The 17,050-nt window shown below is 26.8% G+C and carries 15 protein-coding genes and 2 tRNA genes; 5 read left to right on the plus strand and 12 right to left on the minus strand.

Translation table 11 applies throughout. The features are described 5' to 3' along the window. The first annotated feature begins 57 nt into the window (after positions 1–57). Complete coding sequence (locus ABIV_RS13565; RefSeq protein WP_162917962.1) at positions 58–201, plus strand: hypothetical protein; 144 nt, start codon at positions 58–60, stop codon at positions 199–201. Positions 202–225: 24 nt separating this feature from the next. Here ABIV_RS13565 and ABIV_RS01245 read toward each other — a convergent pair whose 3' ends face one another. The 4 genes from ABIV_RS01245 to ABIV_RS01260 form a co-directional block, all read right to left on the minus strand. Next, positions 226–909, minus strand: coding sequence for a response regulator (locus tag ABIV_RS01245; protein ID WP_114838168.1), 684 nt, complete (start codon positions 907–909; stop codon positions 226–228). 62 nt (positions 910–971) lie between these two features. After that, positions 972–1,739: an N-acyl amino acid synthase FeeM domain-containing protein gene (locus ABIV_RS01250; protein ID WP_114838169.1), complete on the minus strand. Its 768-nt coding sequence runs from the start codon at positions 1,737–1,739 to the stop codon at positions 972–974. A 73-nt stretch (positions 1,740–1,812) separates the two neighbouring features. Further along, positions 1,813–2,502, minus strand: coding sequence for a response regulator (locus ABIV_RS01255; RefSeq protein ID WP_114838170.1), 690 nt, complete (start codon positions 2,500–2,502; stop codon positions 1,813–1,815). Next, positions 2,492–4,333 (minus strand): 7TM diverse intracellular signaling domain-containing protein, encoded by a 1,842-nt coding sequence (locus ABIV_RS01260; protein WP_205526940.1) that lies wholly within the window; start codon positions 4,331–4,333, stop codon positions 2,492–2,494. The genes ABIV_RS01255 and ABIV_RS01260 overlap by 11 nt, the downstream gene beginning before the upstream one ends. Before the next feature lie 178 nt (positions 4,334–4,511). Here ABIV_RS01260 and ABIV_RS01265 point away from each other — a divergent pair. From ABIV_RS01265 to ABIV_RS01275, 3 genes are all read left to right on the plus strand, one after another. After that, positions 4,512–4,586 (plus strand) — tRNA-Gln (locus ABIV_RS01265). A gap of 14 nt (positions 4,587–4,600) precedes the next feature. Beyond that, a tRNA-Met gene (locus ABIV_RS01270) sits at positions 4,601–4,677 on the plus strand. Positions 4,678–4,823: 146 nt separating this feature from the next. After that, positions 4,824–5,570, plus strand: a complete 747-nt coding sequence (locus ABIV_RS01275; protein WP_114838171.1) for an OmpA family protein — start codon at positions 4,824–4,826, stop codon at positions 5,568–5,570. A 20-nt stretch (positions 5,571–5,590) separates the two neighbouring features. On the opposite strand, the gene ABIV_RS01280 is transcribed toward ABIV_RS01275, so the two are convergent. The 5 genes from ABIV_RS01280 to ABIV_RS01300 all read right to left on the minus strand — a co-directional run bounded on the left by ABIV_RS01280 (position 5,591) and on the right by ABIV_RS01300 (position 10,752). After that, entirely contained in the window at positions 5,591–6,868 is a 1,278-nt protein-coding gene (locus tag ABIV_RS01280) for a DNA polymerase Y family protein (RefSeq protein ID WP_114838172.1), read from the minus strand. A 41-nt stretch (positions 6,869–6,909) separates the two neighbouring features. After that, a complete protein-coding gene (locus ABIV_RS01285) occupies positions 6,910–7,245 on the minus strand; it encodes a YraN family protein (RefSeq protein ID WP_114838173.1) in 336 nt (111 codons plus the stop codon). A gap of 13 nt (positions 7,246–7,258) precedes the next feature. After that, the gene (gene thiS, locus ABIV_RS01290; RefSeq protein WP_114838174.1) at positions 7,259–7,459 is read right to left on the minus strand and encodes a sulfur carrier protein ThiS; all 201 of its coding nucleotides are present in this window, start codon (positions 7,457–7,459) and stop codon (positions 7,259–7,261) included. A 98-nt stretch (positions 7,460–7,557) separates the two neighbouring features. Next, complete coding sequence (locus tag ABIV_RS01295; RefSeq protein WP_162917963.1) at positions 7,558–9,636, minus strand: methyl-accepting chemotaxis protein; 2,079 nt, start codon at positions 9,634–9,636, stop codon at positions 7,558–7,560. Between the two features lie 99 nt (positions 9,637–9,735). Then, a complete protein-coding gene (locus ABIV_RS01300; protein WP_228254324.1) occupies positions 9,736–10,752 on the minus strand; it encodes an SAM-dependent methyltransferase in 1,017 nt (338 codons plus the stop codon). A 111-nt stretch (positions 10,753–10,863) separates the two neighbouring features. On the opposite strand from ABIV_RS01300, the gene pyk reads away from it, so the two are divergent. After that, complete coding sequence (gene pyk, locus ABIV_RS01305) at positions 10,864–12,315, plus strand: pyruvate kinase (protein WP_114838176.1); 1,452 nt, start codon at positions 10,864–10,866, stop codon at positions 12,313–12,315. A 29-nt stretch (positions 12,316–12,344) separates the two neighbouring features. Here the strand turns inward: pyk and ABIV_RS01310 are convergent, their stop codons facing one another. The 3 genes from ABIV_RS01310 to ABIV_RS01320 are packed head-to-tail and all read right to left on the minus strand — an operon-like array spanning position 12,345 to position 17,042. Then, the gene (locus tag ABIV_RS01310) at positions 12,345–13,529 is read right to left on the minus strand and encodes a TolC family protein (RefSeq protein ID WP_114838177.1); all 1,185 of its coding nucleotides are present in this window, start codon (positions 13,527–13,529) and stop codon (positions 12,345–12,347) included. Further along, positions 13,507–14,691 (minus strand): aspartate aminotransferase family protein, encoded by a 1,185-nt coding sequence (locus tag ABIV_RS01315; RefSeq protein WP_114838178.1) that lies wholly within the window; start codon positions 14,689–14,691, stop codon positions 13,507–13,509. The genes ABIV_RS01310 and ABIV_RS01315 overlap by 23 nt, the downstream gene beginning before the upstream one ends. Positions 14,692–14,741: 50 nt before the next feature. After that, positions 14,742–17,042, minus strand: a complete 2,301-nt coding sequence (locus ABIV_RS01320) for a fatty acid cis/trans isomerase (protein WP_114838179.1) — start codon at positions 17,040–17,042, stop codon at positions 14,742–14,744. Positions 17,043–17,050 lie beyond the last annotated feature (8 nt).

The following is a 17,050-nucleotide window of genomic DNA, read 5'->3' on the forward strand; positions in this document are numbered from 1 at the left end:
ACTAACAAAGAGTTTTAATCCACACTAGAAATTGTTTTTTAGATGAAAGGAATAAGAATGTCAATAAGAGAAATAAAATTTATAAAAAAAATAGAAGTATTTTTTAGATTATTGCAAAGTAATGAAAATTTAATTGATGCTTTAAGTAAAGCAGGAATTAGACTACCAAATAGAGTAGTTTCTTTAATTAAATATAGATAGAAGTAAGACTTCTTTCTATATCTTCTATGAATTTACTGGAATTCTACAACCCACATTTGAGATAGTTTCTATTAAGTCATAGTGTAGCTTTGATCTTAATCTGTAAATTAATGTTCTTAGAGTACTACTTGAAATAGTATGATTATGCCAAATCTTATATTCTAATTCTTCAAAAGTTACAATAGTACCAGTTGCTTTAATCAAAATCTTTAGTAGCTGCCTCTCTTTTAGTCCTAGTTTGATAAACATATCTTTATAATAAAGTTTATCTAGTTGTGTATCATAATAATAGTCATATCCTAATTTTAAAAGACTTTTATCAATAGGTGTTTTATCAACTTGTTTACTTTTATATAAACCTAATAAGATATTTGATTTTAATTCGTCTCTTTTAAAAGGTTTTATTAAATAACTAACAGGATTTGTAGAAATTGCTCTATTTAATGTTTTTTCATCAGAATATGCTGTTGTGTAAATAACAGGGATATTATCATTGATTTGTATATGCTTTGCAACATCAATACCATCTTTATCACTTCGAAGGTCTATATCCATTAAAATTATATCAGGTTTATTGTTTTTTACACTCTCTAAAGCACTATCATAATCTGTTGCAGTATCTGTAACTTTAAAATCAAGGTTTTCTAATACTTTTTTTATCTCTAGTGCTACAATTGTTTCATCTTCTACTATTAGTACTTTATTCATTATTTCTTTTCACCAAAATTATTTTTTTAAAAAGAAGTATATCATCTTTTTGTCACTTGATGTCACGCAAGCTCTTTTAGGAATACTTTTTTAAAAAACTTTGAAGCAAAAGTAGGGTTGTAAGAAATTATTAAAAAAGGAATATCAACATTTCCATAAGAGTCTAGCTCTTTTTCAACTTGTACTCCACCTAGTTTTTCAAATAGTTTTAAATGGTCTGCTCTAATCCCAGATAAAGCCATATCAATACCATTGTTTACAAAAATATTATAGATACCACACATTAAATATTTGAACTCTTGATTTAAACCTTTATTTCTAGTTTTTACTATATTTCTTGAAATTTCGCCTATTAAACTAAACTCTTCTCTTTGTTTGTCAAAAGAGCATTTTTTTTCAGAAGGTAAACCCTCTTTTGAATCAAATATTAATCTTATTGTTCCAGAAACTTCATTATTATTTTTACAATAAATCACAGCAGAGTTTTTATCAAATAAATCAAAATTTAATCCATCTATTTCATCAGGACACTCTTTTTGATAAGAGATCTCTTTGTAAACAGTACTTCTTAGTTTAAATACCTCAATAAGTTCTTCTGCTGTAGTAGCTAAGTTTGTATTTGTATATTTATTGTCCCAGTTTAGGTTTTTGTTAAAAGAGATAGTATCTTCAATAATCTCTTCTAAAAAGACTCTTTTTTTAAAGATCTCAAGAGCATATCTTTGCTCTTCATTAAATTTTTCAGGAAAATAGTTAAGTTTTGAATCAATATTGTGATTAACAAATTCTTGAAGGAAATTAATAGAGATATTTCTATTTAAGTGACTCATTGTTTGTCCTTTTTTTAGACAAACTTTAAAGGATTTATGTCACACTTTATGTCACAGAATAGTAAAAAAGTTACTAGATTTTATTGCTAAGTTTACATCCAAGCGAGGGGATAGTCTCAATAAGCTTATATTCAAGCTTACTTCTTACTCTATATAATAAAGTTCTTAAAGCTCCATTTGATACTGGAAAATCAGGCCAAAGAAGAGTTTCTAAGGTATTAAATGAGACAATATTTCCTTTAGCTTCAACTAAAATACTTAATAAAGCTCTCTCTTTAATACTTAATTTTATAGGAATATTTTCATAAAAGAGAATTTCATCTTTTAGATTATAGTAATAGTTTAACCCTAGATGGATGAAGTCTTCACTATTAAATAGTTCTTTACTACTATTGATTTTATGTAAAGCTAAAAAAATTGTAGTTTTTAATTCTTCTCTTTTAAAGGGTTTAAGTAAATATCCAATTGGATTTGTTTTTACTGCTTTTCCAATTGTTTTCTCATCAGAATAAGCAGTTAAATATATAATAGGAATATTTTTTATTTTTTGAATCTGGCTTGCTGTTTCAATACCATCTTTACTATTTTTTAGATTGATATCCATAAAGATTAGAGTGGGATTCTCTTCTTTTACGAAGTTAATTGCATCAGTATAGTTAGTTACATAAGCTACTCTTTTATAACCAAAGCTTTTTAAAGCACTTTTTACATCCAGAGCAACAATAACTTCATCTTCAACAATTAAAATTCTTTCATTGTTCATTATCTTCCCAGACAATTTTAGTTTCAACACCATTTTTAGTATCTATACTAATTTCACCTTTTAATTGATTTACTGCTAAGGTATTTACAAGAGTTAGTCCTAATGAATTATAAGAACTACTTTGTTTAAAACCTATACCATTATCTTTTACAATAAGAGTTATCTTATTTTGCTCTTTAGTTAGTTTAATGTCCACTGTTCCAATAAAATTTGGGAAAGCATATTTAAAAGAGTTTGTAAGAAGCTCATTTAAAATTAATCCACAATATACTGCTTGTTCCATCTTTATATTTGTTTTAATATCTAAGTAAATATCTACATCTTTGTCATAACTATCTTTTACTTCTTCAACTAATATTTCAAAATACTCATAAGTATTAATATGTGAGATATTATCTTGTTTATATAAAAGCTCATGTAAGTGACTCATGGCATTTATTCTATTTTGAATAGTTACTAAAATATCTTGTAACTTATCATTTTCTATCTCATCTGCTTGAAGTCTTATAAGAGATACAATTGTTTGCATATTATTTTTAACTCTATGATTAAGTTCTTTTAATAGAAGTTCTTTTTCTATTAGTGTCTCTTTTAAATCTTTTGTTCTAATCGCAACTTTTTTACTTAATCTTTTTGTTTCATTTTCTTGATGTAAAATCAATCTTCTATTTGCATCATCTTTTTCTTTTTGTAAACTATTAATTCTATTTGCAAGGGCAATTGAAAAAATAGTTGCTTCTGATACAAATGAAGCTTCAACAATATATGGAAAATATTCATATACATTAAAAAGACCTGCACTTGATAAGAACATTGTTAAGCCAGAGATTAAAAAAACAAACCAACCAAAAAGGATGAAATATGCTTGTTTATTTTTTTTGATTGTTGCATAAAGAGTTAATCCCATTAAATATATTAATAAAAGCATAGTAAGTGTATTTCTATGTTTATCATAATCATCTGTTAGCATAAAGAATATAATAGAAATAGGAATCAAAATTAAATAAAAATTTAAGAACTTATAGTTTTTAGGGTACTGCTTTATATTTAAAAACTCTTTAGTAAACAGTGCTAATGCGATAATAGGAATAGCTACAATTATAGGAGCAAGTTCAAGTATTTTTTCAATCCAATACTCAGGTAAAAGATAAATTGTTGCAAAGCCAACATATAATAAGTGATGAACAATAATACCTATAATATAAATAACATAATATAAGTAACTTATATCTCTTGTAAAGAAAAAGATAAAAAGGTTGTATATACCTAAAATGAACATTGCTCCAAAAAATAAAGCAAGAATCATCTGATGTTTTAACTCTTTTTCAAAAAAAGTGAGATAATCCCAGATTTTCAATTTAATAATTAGTGTTGTAATTTGAGAATTTGCTTTAATATAAAAAGTTTTTTCACTATTGGGTTTTAAATCTATTTTGAAAGTTGAGTTTACTGTTTTTATATCATTTTGTCTAAAGTAAAGACCTTTTATTTTTTTACTATTTTCTTCTAAATCATAAAATTCTATATGGGTTGTTAAAGGGTTATCATATTCTAATATTTTTTGAAGTTTTTTATTTGTTCCATTTTTTAGTTTAAACCTAATCCAAACATTGAAATCAGGAGAATAACCATATGATAATCTGCTGTTATTATTTATTTGAAATAAATCTTTATTTTTTTTAATATCATTTATAGTTAACTCTTTACTATAATCAATATAAAGATCTGAATATTTTAAGATATCAATCTCTTTTAAGTTTTCATATAGTGTTATAGGCTTGGAATAAAGCATTGAAAATAATAAAAAAAGTGCAATAATAATTTTATACAAAGCAAACCCTCTTAGTTATAGTTATCTAAATTATACATAAGATAAATTATTAACATATAAAATATATCTTTTTTGTTATTAATTAATAAACAGTGAGAACAAAATACCGATATTAGATTACTTTAAGCTTGATTTGATAGAATTTCAACCTCAAAAAGTTATTTAAAATCTAACTTAATGGGGTATCGCCAAGCGGTAAGGCACTGGTTTTTGGTACCAGTATTCGCAGGTTCGAATCCTGCTACCCCATCCATTTCTTTGGTTTAACGCGGAATAGAGCAGCTAGGTAGCTCGTCGGGCTCATAACCCGAAGGTCAGTGGTTCAAATCCACTTTCCGCAACCAAAAACTCACTTTACTTTTTCATTATTTATTATTTGTTTATTTTTCATTAAAAACTACAGTATATAATTAGAATATTAGTTTAAATTTTAAAAAATTTAATCATAAAAAAATAGTAAAATATAATATCTGATAAAAAAGGGTAAGTTATGAAATCAAATAGACTTATTATAAAACTTGGTGCTTTATCTTTGTCAACACTCTTACTTACAGGGTGTGCAATGCAAAATAATAATGCACAAACTCCTGATAATAATACTGGAATGTCAAAAACACAAACAGGTGCTTTAATTGGTGGTTTACTTGGAGCCGTTGTTGGTGCTACAACAAAAGGTGATAATAAAGCAAAAAGAGTAATTATAGGTGGAGCAATAGGTGCTGCTGTTGGTGGTGGAATAGGTTATAGTATGGAGCAACAAGCAAAAGATATAGCTGATGAATTAAATACAAATGTAGATAATAATCCTAATGCAGCATTAAATCCTGATAATGATTTAATTGTTTCTAATACAGATAAATATGTAAAAATAATGCTAAGAGATGAGATGGTTTTTAAAACTAATTCTTCTATTCCTACTCAATCAGCAGCAAATAAAATTAGCAAAATAAGTAATGTCTTAAAACAGTATCCAGATACTATTGTTCAAGTTGTAGGATTTACTGATAGTAGAGGTTCTTATGAATATAATCAAAAACTATCAGAAGAAAGAGCTTCTAATGTAGGAAATACTCTACATAATACAGGAATTCAAAATCAAATCTTTTCAAAAGGGTGTTCTTTTAATAAACCTTTAGTTCCAAATAATAGTAATGAAAATATGGCACTGAATAGAAGAGTTGAAGTCTATTTATATCCAAATCAACAATCTATTATAGATGCTTGTAGCAGTTATTAATTAAAGCTCCTTTAGGAGTTTTAATTATCTTTTTTTATTTCAGCTGCTGTTTTTATAATATCTACACCATACTTTTCTCTTAAAATTTGTATCTTATTACCTAATTCTCTTTTTTTTAAATCATTTTCATATTCAAAAATATTGTAGGTATAGTCATTTGGTTTTGAGAAGTTATAAACAGTAATATTTAGTTGAATTACTCCTTGCGAAGGATGATTGTCATTTTTTAAAAAGAGTTTTTTGATATGTGCTTTAAAATCTTCTTCATTAAAGATTCTATTTACATTTATAAAATCTTTTGATTTTATTCTTGATTCATATTTAATTTGTAAAGCATATGAAAGAGGATTTTTATTAGATTTTTTTACTATAAAAGAGAGATATCTACTTAAGATAGTTACTCTTCTTATAAGCTCTTCTCTATCTTTTATTGAATCAAAACTTCTTCCTATACCAATTGATTTTTTATCTCTTTGTAGATTTAATTTATTATCTTCTATTCCACAAATTCTATTATATAGCTCTATTCCAGGTTTTTTCCATGAATAGAATAACTCCTTTTTACTTTCTATATCTCCAAGAGTTCGTATTCCATAACCTCTTAATTTTAATTGATATTTTTTCCCAATACCAGGAAACTCTTCTATGGGAATATCTCTTGTAAAATTTTTAATATGCTCTTTTCTAACAAATTTAATACCATCAGGTTTTGCATATTCAGTTATTAGTTTTGAAAGATATTTTGAAGGAGCAATTCCTATTGAAATTGGAAGGTCAAGCTCTTTTTTTATCTTTTGTTTTAATTTAAGTGCAAACTCTTCTACCTCTTCTTCTTTTATATATCCACTTAAATCTCCAAAAAATTCATCTATTGAATATTGCTCAACTAAAGGAATCTCTTTTTTTAATAGTTCACAAAGTTTTTTTGATAGGTCATGGTATAAAGGATAATTTGGTGGAATCATCTTTAGCTTTGGGCATAATCTTAAAGCTTCATTTACGCTCATTGCAGTTTTCACTCCAAAGGCTCTAGCTTCATAGGAAGCAGTAGTTATTATTCCTCTTATTCTTCCATTTTCATCAACAAAGTACTCTTTAAAACTTTTTTCACCTTCATTTGTAAGAATAGTGCTAACAAAAGCTCCCCCATTTTCACTAATTTTTCTAATCTCTTTTTTACTAGAAAAAATATTTAAATTACTTCTTCCTCCTACTGCAGCAGGAATATCTTCTAAAGTTTTATCAACAGTTCTATGGGCAGATACAAAAAAGCAGTCTAAATCTAAGTGTAAAAACATAAAGAATTATAACAAAAAATATTTCAATTTGCAATAAAATTTCATATAGTAATATTTGAAATTAAATCAATATCATCATTTACAATAATAATTACATCAAGACAATAAGTAATATCGAGTTTTTTTATTTGGATATAGTAGTCAATACTTCTTTTTAGTTTAGATATTTTTGAGGTAGTTATATTATTTACAGCAGTTTCATAATCAAGAGAGGATTTTACTTCTATAAAGTGGTAGATATCATTTTTTTTTGAGATTATATCAATTTCGCCAAGTTTTTTTGCATAATAGTTTTGTTCAATAATTTCAAAGCCATGTGATTTTAAGTATTCACAGGCTTTGAGTTCAGCAACTTGACCTTTTTGTTTAGTAGACAAGTTAAGCCTTAAATCAACCGCCACCAACAAATTGTAAAAGCTCTAATTTATCGTTCTCTTTTACAATAAATTTATTCCATTCATCTTTTTTTACAATTTCCATATTAACAGCTGCTGCCATTACTTTTTCTTCAACTCTTAATTCATCAATAATTGCTTGTAAAGTAGAGTTTTCAGCAAAACTTTTATCTTCTCCATTTACAATAAGATTCATAGTAGTTTCCTTTAAATTTTTTAGTGATTCTAACACAAGTTTCTTTTATTGTTATCAAATAAAAAAGAAACTTTAGATTTTAAGTTATGAAGAGGAAACTAGAAAGTTTCCCATTCATCATCATTACTTGTTTGAGCTTCAATAACTTTATTTTTTTGGGTTGGTATCTCTTTTTTAGCTTCAACTTTTGTATTAGTACTTCTATTAGTAGTTTGAGGTACTACATTAGAATTTCTAACTTTTACACTATCTTTGTTTAAAAATTGAGATTCATTTGCTTCATTTACTATATTCATAGCCATTTGAGATGTTTGATTTGCAATATCACTTGTATTATTTGCAACATTTGCATTTTCTTGAGTTGCTTTATCTAACTCAGCAACGGCATCATTTATTTGTGCAATACCAGTTGTTTGTTCTTTAGAAGCAATAGTAATATCTTTGATTAAACTCTCTGTTTCTTGAACTTTTGCATAAATTCCATCATATCCCTCAATCATTTTTTGAGAAATCTCTTTACCATTATTTGCTTTTGAAGTTGCATTTTCAACAATTGTTTTAATCTCTTTTGCTGCTTCTGCTGACCTACTAGCTAAGTTTCTAACTTCTGCAGCAACAACAGCAAATCCTTTTCCTGCTTCTCCAGCAGTTGCAGCTTCAACAGCTGCATTAAGTGAAAGAATATTTGTTTGGAATGCAATCTGGTCAATAACAGTAATTGCATCTGCAATTAATTCTGTTTGTGAGTTAATTTCTTCCATTGCAGAAGTAGTTTCACTTGCTAAGTTTTGACCAACTTTTACAGAGTTTGTTAAATCTTGAGTATAACTTGCTATTTGAGTAATATTATTTGAAGTATTAGTAATTGTTCCTGTAATCTCTTCTAAAGCAGCAGCAGTCTCTTCTAAAGATGCAGCTTGTTGGTTTGAACTAATACTTAATTTTTCAACATTTGATCTAAGCATTTCCGCATTTTCATTCATTGTTGTACCATTTTTTAGATTATCAAAAAGCATTTTATTAATAATCTCAGATAACTCATTTAATGTTTTAGCTATTTCACCTTGAGGAGAAGAGATTTTCTCTCTAAAGTCTTTATTTTTGAAACTGCTTAATACTCTATTTACTTCATTTATATCATTATGAACATTTTTAAGCATAATATCTAACATCTCGTTGAAGATAACCTGTAACTCTTTAAGAGCTTCATTCTGAGTTGTTTTTGTGATTTTTTTATCTAAGTGACCTTTTTTAATCTCTTCAACTACTCTTTTTACATCTTCAATTAAGGCTGCATCTTGCTCAATTAGAGATTGAGTTTTTTTGATATTTTGATTAACTCCTTTTGACATAGTACCTATTTCATCTTTGCTGCTATCATCAAGTAAGTCAACATTTACTTGTTCTTTATTTAAGTATTTAAAGAAGTTTAATAAACCATTTTGGAAGTTTTCAAGTGGATCAAAAATACTTTTCTTTGCAATTACTAACATAATAAAAGCTAAGATAATCATAATAATAAATATAATAACAATATTTGTCATCATTGTAGAAAAAATCTCTTCTTCAGTAGCACTTTTCATTTTATCAATTGAAGAACTAATATTATCTACATAAGCTCCTGTACCAATAATCCAATCCCAAGGTTCAAATTTCATTACATAAGAAAATTTAGGTTGTGGTTTTTCAAAACCAGGTTTAGGCCATACATATTCTACTAATCCACCTTTTGGATTACCTTGAGTGATTTTTGCCATTTCATTAAATAAAAAAACTCCGTTTGGGTCTTTGATTTTTGATAAATCTTTTCCATTTAGTGCAGGCTTAATTGCATGCATAACCATATTTGGATGAGAATCATTTATCCAGTAATAACCATCTTCTCCATATCTAATACTTTCAATAGCTTCTAAAGCTGCTTTTTTATAAGCCTCTAAATTTTCAGGGTCATTTTGAGCTCTTTTATAAAAAGATTCTACAGTTTTAATTGCAATCTCAACATAACTTTTTAATTCAGCTTCTTTTGAAGAGTAAGCATCTCCTTCAAATTTAGTAGTAATTTTTCCAGAAGTGTTGTATAGTGCAATATTTGATTGAACTAAAATTATTACTGAAACTATTACAATTGAACTAATTACAATTGCTAGTAGTTTTGCTTTTATTGATAGATTTTTCATCTGCATCCTTTATGTCCATAATATAACTTTCCTATTGTACTAAAAGTAAAATGTGAATATAGTTTTTTAAAGTTACAAAAATATTATTTATCCTTGTTGTTACTTTTTTACATAGAGAGTTTTAAATCTATCTCCCATTCCTGTTGGTTCAATAAGCATCTTAACTTTTTGCACCTCTTTTAAATATCTTTTCTCATCTACATTTATTTTTAGAATTTCAAGTAATTCAATTATTCCAAACTCTATAAGAGTATTCATTTGTGTATTGAATTTAATTTCATTGATATTGTTTTTTTCAAAAATATCTTTTAGGTAAGAAAAGCAAACATCATAAGTAATATCTGCTTTTTTATAATAGTTTTCTAGAAGAAGATTCTCTTCAAAAATAGGTGAAACTTTATGTTTTTTATAGAGTCTTGTAGAGAAGTCATTTCTATAAAATTTATCTCCATAATCAAAAGTAAGAAATTGAAAGTTATCTATATTTTGACAAAGAGTATTTATAAAAATTTCATAATCTAAACAAACTTCTCCTTTTGAAAGTCTATATTCATGGCAATGTTCAAGGATGCTCTTCTCTTCACATACTTCAAATACTATTTTATTTTTTTCTACAAAAGCTTGATAAAACGTAGAATCTTTTTCATAAACTAATTCACAAGCAAAGGCATCAAAAATCTCATTTGCCAGAACAAAAGCAGAAGGGAGTTTTACCTCTTTGATATCTTTATAAAATCTTAGTTTGATACTATTTCCAAAAGATTTTTCTAAATACTCTTTTTGTACTTTTTGTAAATTTTCAAATCTCTCTACAATTGCAAAAGTTAGAGTTTCTAATAAAGAAGGAGCTAAAGTATAAATAAATTGAATAATATCTGCTAAAAGGTAACCATGATGAGCACCTACTTCTAAAATAGTTGTATCTTTTGTAAGCTTTCCATTTTGGATTTCATCAACTATTTTTTTTGCAATAGTTCCCCCAAAAAAAGAGGAAGTTGAAACTGAAGTAAAAAAGTCTCCTTCTTTTCCAATACTCTTATAAGTAGCGTAATATCCATCATTTGAGTAGAGCCATTTTTGCATATATTGTTTAAAAGAAATTTTATTTGAATTCATTTTTGAAGTTTAGCTAAAAAAGATTGATATTTCCTATACAGCATGTAACTGCAATGTAAATCTATTTTGATATAATACCTCTTATAAATTATTTTAATAAGGAGTAGCCCAATGGAAAAAAGAACAAAAATATTAGCAACATTAGGACCTGCAAGTAATAGTGTTGAGATGATTGAAGGGCTAATTAAAGCCGGAGCAAATATGTTTAGGCTTAATTTTTCACATGGCGATCATGAATATCATTTAAATACATTAAATAATATTAGAACAGCTATGAATAATCTTAATACTACAATTGCAGTACTTCAAGATATTTCTGGTCCTAAAGTGAGAATTGGTGATGTTAAAGAACCATTTGAATTATTAAAAGGTGATGAAATTACTTTTGTAAAAAATGAGATTGTTGGTTACAAACAAGATGACAAAAAATATATAGTATCAATCAACTATCCAGAACTACTTGACAAAGTTAAAGTTGATGAATATATCTATTTATATGATGGAACAATTCGTGCAAAAGTTACTCAAACAGGTAAAGAGATTAAAGCTATTGTAGAAAATCACGGAGTATTAGCTTCTAAAAAAGGTATCAACTTCCCAAATACAGTAATTGATATTGATGTAATTACTGAAAAAGATAAAAAAGATATTGCATGGGGTGTTGAAAACAAAGTTGATTACTTTGCTATCTCTTTTGTTCAAAATAAAAGAGATATGGAACATGCAAGAAAACTTCTTGGTAATTACAAAGGTAAACTTATTGCAAAAATTGAAAAATTTGATGCAGTTGAAAATATTGATGAAATTATTGAAGCAAGTGATGGTTTAATGGTAGCAAGAGGAGACTTAGGAATTGAAGTTCCTTATTATGAAGTTCCAACTATTCAAAAAAGACTTATCAAAAAAGCAAATGAAGCTTGTATGCCAGTAATTACAGCAACACAAATGCTTTTATCAATGACTGAAAATGAAAGAGCAACAAGAGCAGAAATCTCAGATGTAGCAAATGCAGTTTTAGATGGAACTGATGTTGTTATGTTAAGTGAAGAGAGTGCCGTTGGAATTGATCCAATTAATACTGTTGAAACTATGGCAAATATTATTAGAAAAACAGAAGAGATTTATCCTTTTGATAAACATGATAAACTAGCATATCATGATGAGTTTGATGTTATTCAAGCAACTGCTACAAAATTAGCAGATGATTTAGGAGCAAAAGGAATTATTGCTCTTACAAGTTCAGGTAAATCAGCAATGAAAATCTCTAGATATAGACCGAAGACACCAATTTATATCTTCTCTCATAAAAGAAGAGTATTAAATCCTTTATGTGCAAACTGGGGAGTTTTTCCTATTTCTAAAATAAAAGAGGCACAAGCTTCTAAGATGATTCATATCATGTTAAAAAAACTTGAAGAAAAAGGTTTATTAGATAAGAGTGGAATTTATGTAGCAACAATTGGTTATCCAGTTGGAATTCCAGGAAGTACAAATACTATTAAAATATTAACTCCATCAGAGATGGATTACTATTTAAATCTTCCAGCAATAAAAAAGAAATAATTAATTTAAAGGTAGCTCTAAAGCTATCTTTAAATAATCTTCGAATAAACCTCTAAAAGTTCTATTTGTTTTTGTAACTCATAAATTTTTACTTCTAAAGACTTTATTTTTTGAGAATTTGCAAGTGTATCTACATCACTTTGTGTTTTTAATTGAGCATTTTTCTCTTCAACTATAATTTTTAATAAAGAGTCATAAAGTTCATAATCCTCTTTTGCAATCTCTTTTTTTCTCTCAAGCATATCAATTCTTGAAAGTTTTGTTTTATAAAAATTTTGTTCTTCTAAAATAATATTATTTAAATTTAGTTTTGATTTTAGATACTCAATTCTTTGTGTTTGTACATCATTTAAAGCTCTTACATCTAAAGGCATTGAAACAGAAACTCCATAATTTGTCGTAGTTTCATCTACAATAGAAGGGTTACTATCTGTATCATGATAATGGTTATAATCCATATTTACACTAAGTGTTGGTAAATATTGAGAAATAGACATATTTGTAAGGTAATCTTTTTGTTTAATATCAACTCTTGCTTTTGCAAGTTCTAAAGAGTTTTCTAAAAAGTTCTCTTTATCTGTTAAAGTAAGTTGAGGTAATTCAAAGCTGGTATATTCTTTACTTGCAAGATTATTAAAGTTATTCTCTAACTCTTCTTTTTGAAAATATAAATCAGCAAGAGTATTCTTAACACCATTTGCATCTAAAATTGCATTATCTAAATATGAAGTATCTAAGAAACCATTTAATACCTGTTCTTTTTTTCTTTCAATATCTATTTTTGCATTTTTTAGAAGAAGCTCATTTTTTTTAATATTTAAATCAATAATATGAAGATTAAAAAGCATTGTGGTTACTTGTTTTATTAACTCTTTTCTTTGAGTTTCAATATCTAAGTCATTATATTTGAAGTTTACATTAGCATATTTAATTGCACTATAAATACCACCACTTTTAAAAATAGGTTGATTTATAGAAACCATACTTTTAATAGTGTCATAGTTTTCTGTATAGTTTTTAGAGTAGCTCAAAGTGATTGGATTAATCCAATCTTTTCTTAACTTTGAACTTTTTTCTTCATTTTGTTTTTTACTTAAATCAATAATATCTAATCTATCTTTTGAAAGAATTTTTTCATCAATTTCATTTGCCACTATGCTAGAAAGTGATAATGAAGAGATTAAAAGTAGATTAGCTAATTTTTGAAAGTGCATTCTCTAACCTTTTAAATCCCTCATCAATCTCTTTTTTAGATATTGTTAATGGAGGTAAAAGTCTTAAAGTATTTTTTCCTGCTCTTAATACTAAAACACCTTCTTCAAAAGCTTTTGAAATAATAGCTGCAAGAGAATCTGCATCTTTTATTCTAATACCTTTCATTAGACCAACTCCAACCTTTTCTAATAGAAGTTCAGGATATTTTTTTATTAATTCATTTAATTTTGAATCAAAATAGATGATTGTTTCATCTAATTGACCAGAGTTTTTATACTCATCTAAAATATCAACAACTTTAGAAGCTGCAGCTGTACTTAAGTAGTTTCCACCAAAAGTAGATCCATGGTCACCAGCTTCAAAAATATCTTTATGCTTAGTAACTACAGCTCCAATAGGAACTCCACCACCAAGACCTTTTGCTAAAGTAATAATATCTGGCTCAATTTCATATAGATTTGAAGCTAAGAACTCTCCTGTTCTATAAACACCTGATTGAACTTCATCAATGATTAATAAAATACCTTGTTCTTTTAAAAATTTTGCAAGTTCTTGAATATCTTTTTTTTCAAAAGGTTGTACCCCACCTTCTCCTTGTACTAACTCAATCATTACAGCAACTGTTTCATCATCAATTGAATTATAAATATCATCTATTCTTGCATCATATTTAAATCCATCTGGATATGGAGCAAAATTAGGAGAGTGCATAGAAGCTTGACCTGTTGCTTTTACTGTTGTAATTGTTCTACCATGAAAAGAGTGTTCTAAAGTGATTACTTTATATCTTTTTTTATCAAATTTTGTTTCACCATATTTTCTAGCAATTTTAATTGCACCTTCATTTGCTTCTGCTCCTGAGTTTGCAAAAAATGTTGCCACATCCATTTCTGAAAGTTTTGCAATTTTTTCAGCAAGTTTTGCTTGAGGTTCTATTGCATAAAGATTTGAAATATGAATAATATTGTTAGCTTGTTTGCAGATTGCATCAGCAACTTCTTTATTTCCATGTCCTACTGAAACAACACCAATCCCTGATGTAAAATCGATGTAATCTCTATCTGTTTCATCAAAAAGTGTTGCATTTATACCTTTTTTAAAGTTTACATAGTTTCTTTTATAAGTTTGAAGTACAAACTGCTTATCTAATTGTTCTAACATTTAACTTCCTAAAACATTTAATATTTAGATGAGATTATATCTAATTAATATTAACGAAAGTTATCAATAGCTTTAATATGATATCTATTTAAGTCAAATAGACCAAAATGTAGCTTATCTTGTTCTTCAAATTTTTTAGTAAACCAATCATACTCTTCCCAAAAGTTAGGATGCGCTCTATTTATTACATATTTTAAAATCTTTTCTTTTTCTTCTTTCGTATCTTGATAATCATAAATTATTGTAAAAAATTCTTTTAAATCTTTCTGTTTTACCTTTACAAAAATATTTGGATAAGAACCAATAAACCCTTCAATAAAATTGATTCTATCTTTTTTAGGATTTAATCTTGAGTCTTCATTAAACATCAAAGCAACATTATCATGCCATCTATTTATAACCATAGTATAAATTAAATCTTGACCATTTTCTAGCTCAACTCTAATATATGCTAGATTAGTTTTATCATCTGTATGATATTGAATAAATTTAGAGTTATTTGGTAGAGTTAATGTTTTAAATGTCTCTTCTATTTGTTCTTTTGTAGAGTAGTTTTCTAATATCTTTACTGCTACATAATCTTTATCTATAAAATTTATTCTATCTTTTGATATTTTTAGTTTTTTAAATAGTTTATCTACAAACTCTTCTTTATAATCTTTTGTTTTGTAATTTATATTAGGCTCATTTTCAGAAGGCACATAAAAAGATAGTCTTTGTGCTAACCAACCTTTGTACCAAGAGTTAAAGTATTCTCTTCTTACTTCTGTAGGAAAAAATTCTAAAAAGTTAGTTTCCCCTTCAATTCTTAATCTGTCCATATGTTTTCTTACTAAAAATTGATGAGAAGTACTTCCAAAGATATCAAATCCAGCAACAAGTGAGTAATATAGTCTTTCAAGTAAAGGATAATCAATAACCCACATTGTTTTAGGGATATTTCCTAATGCCCCTTTATGTACTGAAGCTGAATCAAAATGTCTATAAATAGTTAGAATAGAGTCCTTACTATTTTTATTACCTTTCCATAGATGATCTAATGATACTCCTTTAGGATAATACTCTTTATAGATTTTATTTTTATTATTAAAATATATTTGTGCTTGTTGATAATTTTTAACTATTGTAAAAGTTTCTAATAAATCAGGTGTTTGTCCATATTTATTTGGAATAGATAGATTTACTAAATTATCATTTAGATACTTTTCATCTCTTATTGCTAAATCAGAGTTTGGGTCCATAAACATTATCCAAAAATGGTCATTAATCACATTTAAAGCAATTTGACCTTTACAAACAGGGCCACGAATATAAGTCATTATAAAATAGTGAATATCATCAAGTAGAAATTCGTATCTACTTTTTGCAGGAATCTGTTTAAAAGTTTTAAGTGCATTTGCAGATATTTTAGTATCAAAAGGGGGCATATATGGTTTTTCAAGCCATTTATTTTTTATAAAAAGCTCTTCATATCTTTTTAGTTTTTTATCATTTAATTCATATACCATATGAGTTTTATGTACAATTGTTGATTCAATAGGTTTTATTCTATAATAAAAAGGTTCTTTTACTTCACTATATGGAAACCTAGTGGGAATAACTTCAATCACTCCTGTTTTTGTTCTTGACCTAACTAATTCAAAAAAGTTTCTACTATTTTTATCAAAATATAGATGAGCTAAAAAAAGATGTTCATAAATATATCTAGCTGTTACTTGATACTTAATAGCTTTATTATTAAAAAAGTCTTCAAATTTTTTTATTTGCTTTTTCTCAAATACTGTAATTTTATCTTTTTTATCATCTACTAATTTTCCTGCTTTTAGCCATGAACTTAAAAGTTCATGCTCTTTTTTACTTATTGCTGGAAAACCATAAGGCATTGCTTTATGAGGATTCTTTTCTAAATACTCTTTTAGCTCAGTCTCATTTTGTACACAAGCTAATTCATCTGTTTCAGGAGAATAATCCCCTTTATTTATAGGATTTTTTTGTTTTTGTTCTAAAAGCTCTAACATTATAGAGTTGCTTGAATCTTCAAAAGTTTTAGTAACTGAAAAAAAATCTTTTTCTCTCCATTGTTCTTCTGTAGTAGCATCAACAAAAAGTCTTGAAGGCTCAATAGCACTTAATCTATTTGCATAGATATTCTCCTTTGAAGCTCCTCTTATAAGACCCTCAAAAGAGGATAACTTCAACTGACAAGGGGAGTTATAACAAGAGTGACAGGTTACACATCTATTGTCTAAAATAGGTTTGATATCTTTTGAAAAGGAAAATTCATCTTTTGCAAAAATAGTAGTTTGAAATAGTAAAAATAAAAAGAAAAAAAAGTACTTTGTATAATTCATATAAAAAT

It is taken from the genome of Halarcobacter bivalviorum (assembly GCF_003346815.1).
Lineage (GTDB): Bacteria > Campylobacterota > Campylobacteria > Campylobacterales > Arcobacteraceae > Halarcobacter > Halarcobacter bivalviorum.

Bases quoted from the DNA above. Each gene is read 5' to 3' on its own strand.
- ABIV_RS13565 (WP_162917962.1), top strand. From the start codon at position 58: ATGTCAATAAGAGAAATAAAATTTATAAAAAAAATAGAAGTATTTTTT.
- ABIV_RS01245 (WP_114838168.1), bottom strand. From the start codon at position 909: ATGAATAAAGTACTAATAGTAGAAGATGAAACAATTGTAGCACTAGAG.
- ABIV_RS01250 (WP_114838169.1), bottom strand. From the start codon at position 1,739: ATGAGTCACTTAAATAGAAATATCTCTATTAATTTCCTTCAAGAATTT.
- ABIV_RS01255 (WP_114838170.1), bottom strand. From the start codon at position 2,502: ATGAACAATGAAAGAATTTTAATTGTTGAAGATGAAGTTATTGTTGCT.
- ABIV_RS01275 (WP_114838171.1), top strand. From the start codon at position 4,824: ATGAAATCAAATAGACTTATTATAAAACTTGGTGCTTTATCTTTGTCA.
- ABIV_RS01280 (WP_114838172.1), bottom strand. From the start codon at position 6,868: ATGTTTTTACACTTAGATTTAGACTGCTTTTTTGTATCTGCCCATAGA.
- thiS (WP_114838174.1), bottom strand. From the start codon at position 7,459: ATGAATCTTATTGTAAATGGAGAAGATAAAAGTTTTGCTGAAAACTCT.
- ABIV_RS01295 (WP_162917963.1), bottom strand. From the start codon at position 9,636: ATGAAAAATCTATCAATAAAAGCAAAACTACTAGCAATTGTAATTAGT.
- ABIV_RS01300 (WP_228254324.1), bottom strand. From the start codon at position 10,752: ATGAATTCAAATAAAATTTCTTTTAAACAATATATGCAAAAATGGCTC.
- pyk (WP_114838176.1), top strand. From the start codon at position 10,864: ATGGAAAAAAGAACAAAAATATTAGCAACATTAGGACCTGCAAGTAAT.
- ABIV_RS01310 (WP_114838177.1), bottom strand. From the start codon at position 13,529: ATGCACTTTCAAAAATTAGCTAATCTACTTTTAATCTCTTCATTATCA.
- ABIV_RS01315 (WP_114838178.1), bottom strand. From the start codon at position 14,691: ATGTTAGAACAATTAGATAAGCAGTTTGTACTTCAAACTTATAAAAGA.
- ABIV_RS01320 (WP_114838179.1), bottom strand. From the start codon at position 17,042: ATGAATTATACAAAGTACTTTTTTTTCTTTTTATTTTTACTATTTCAA.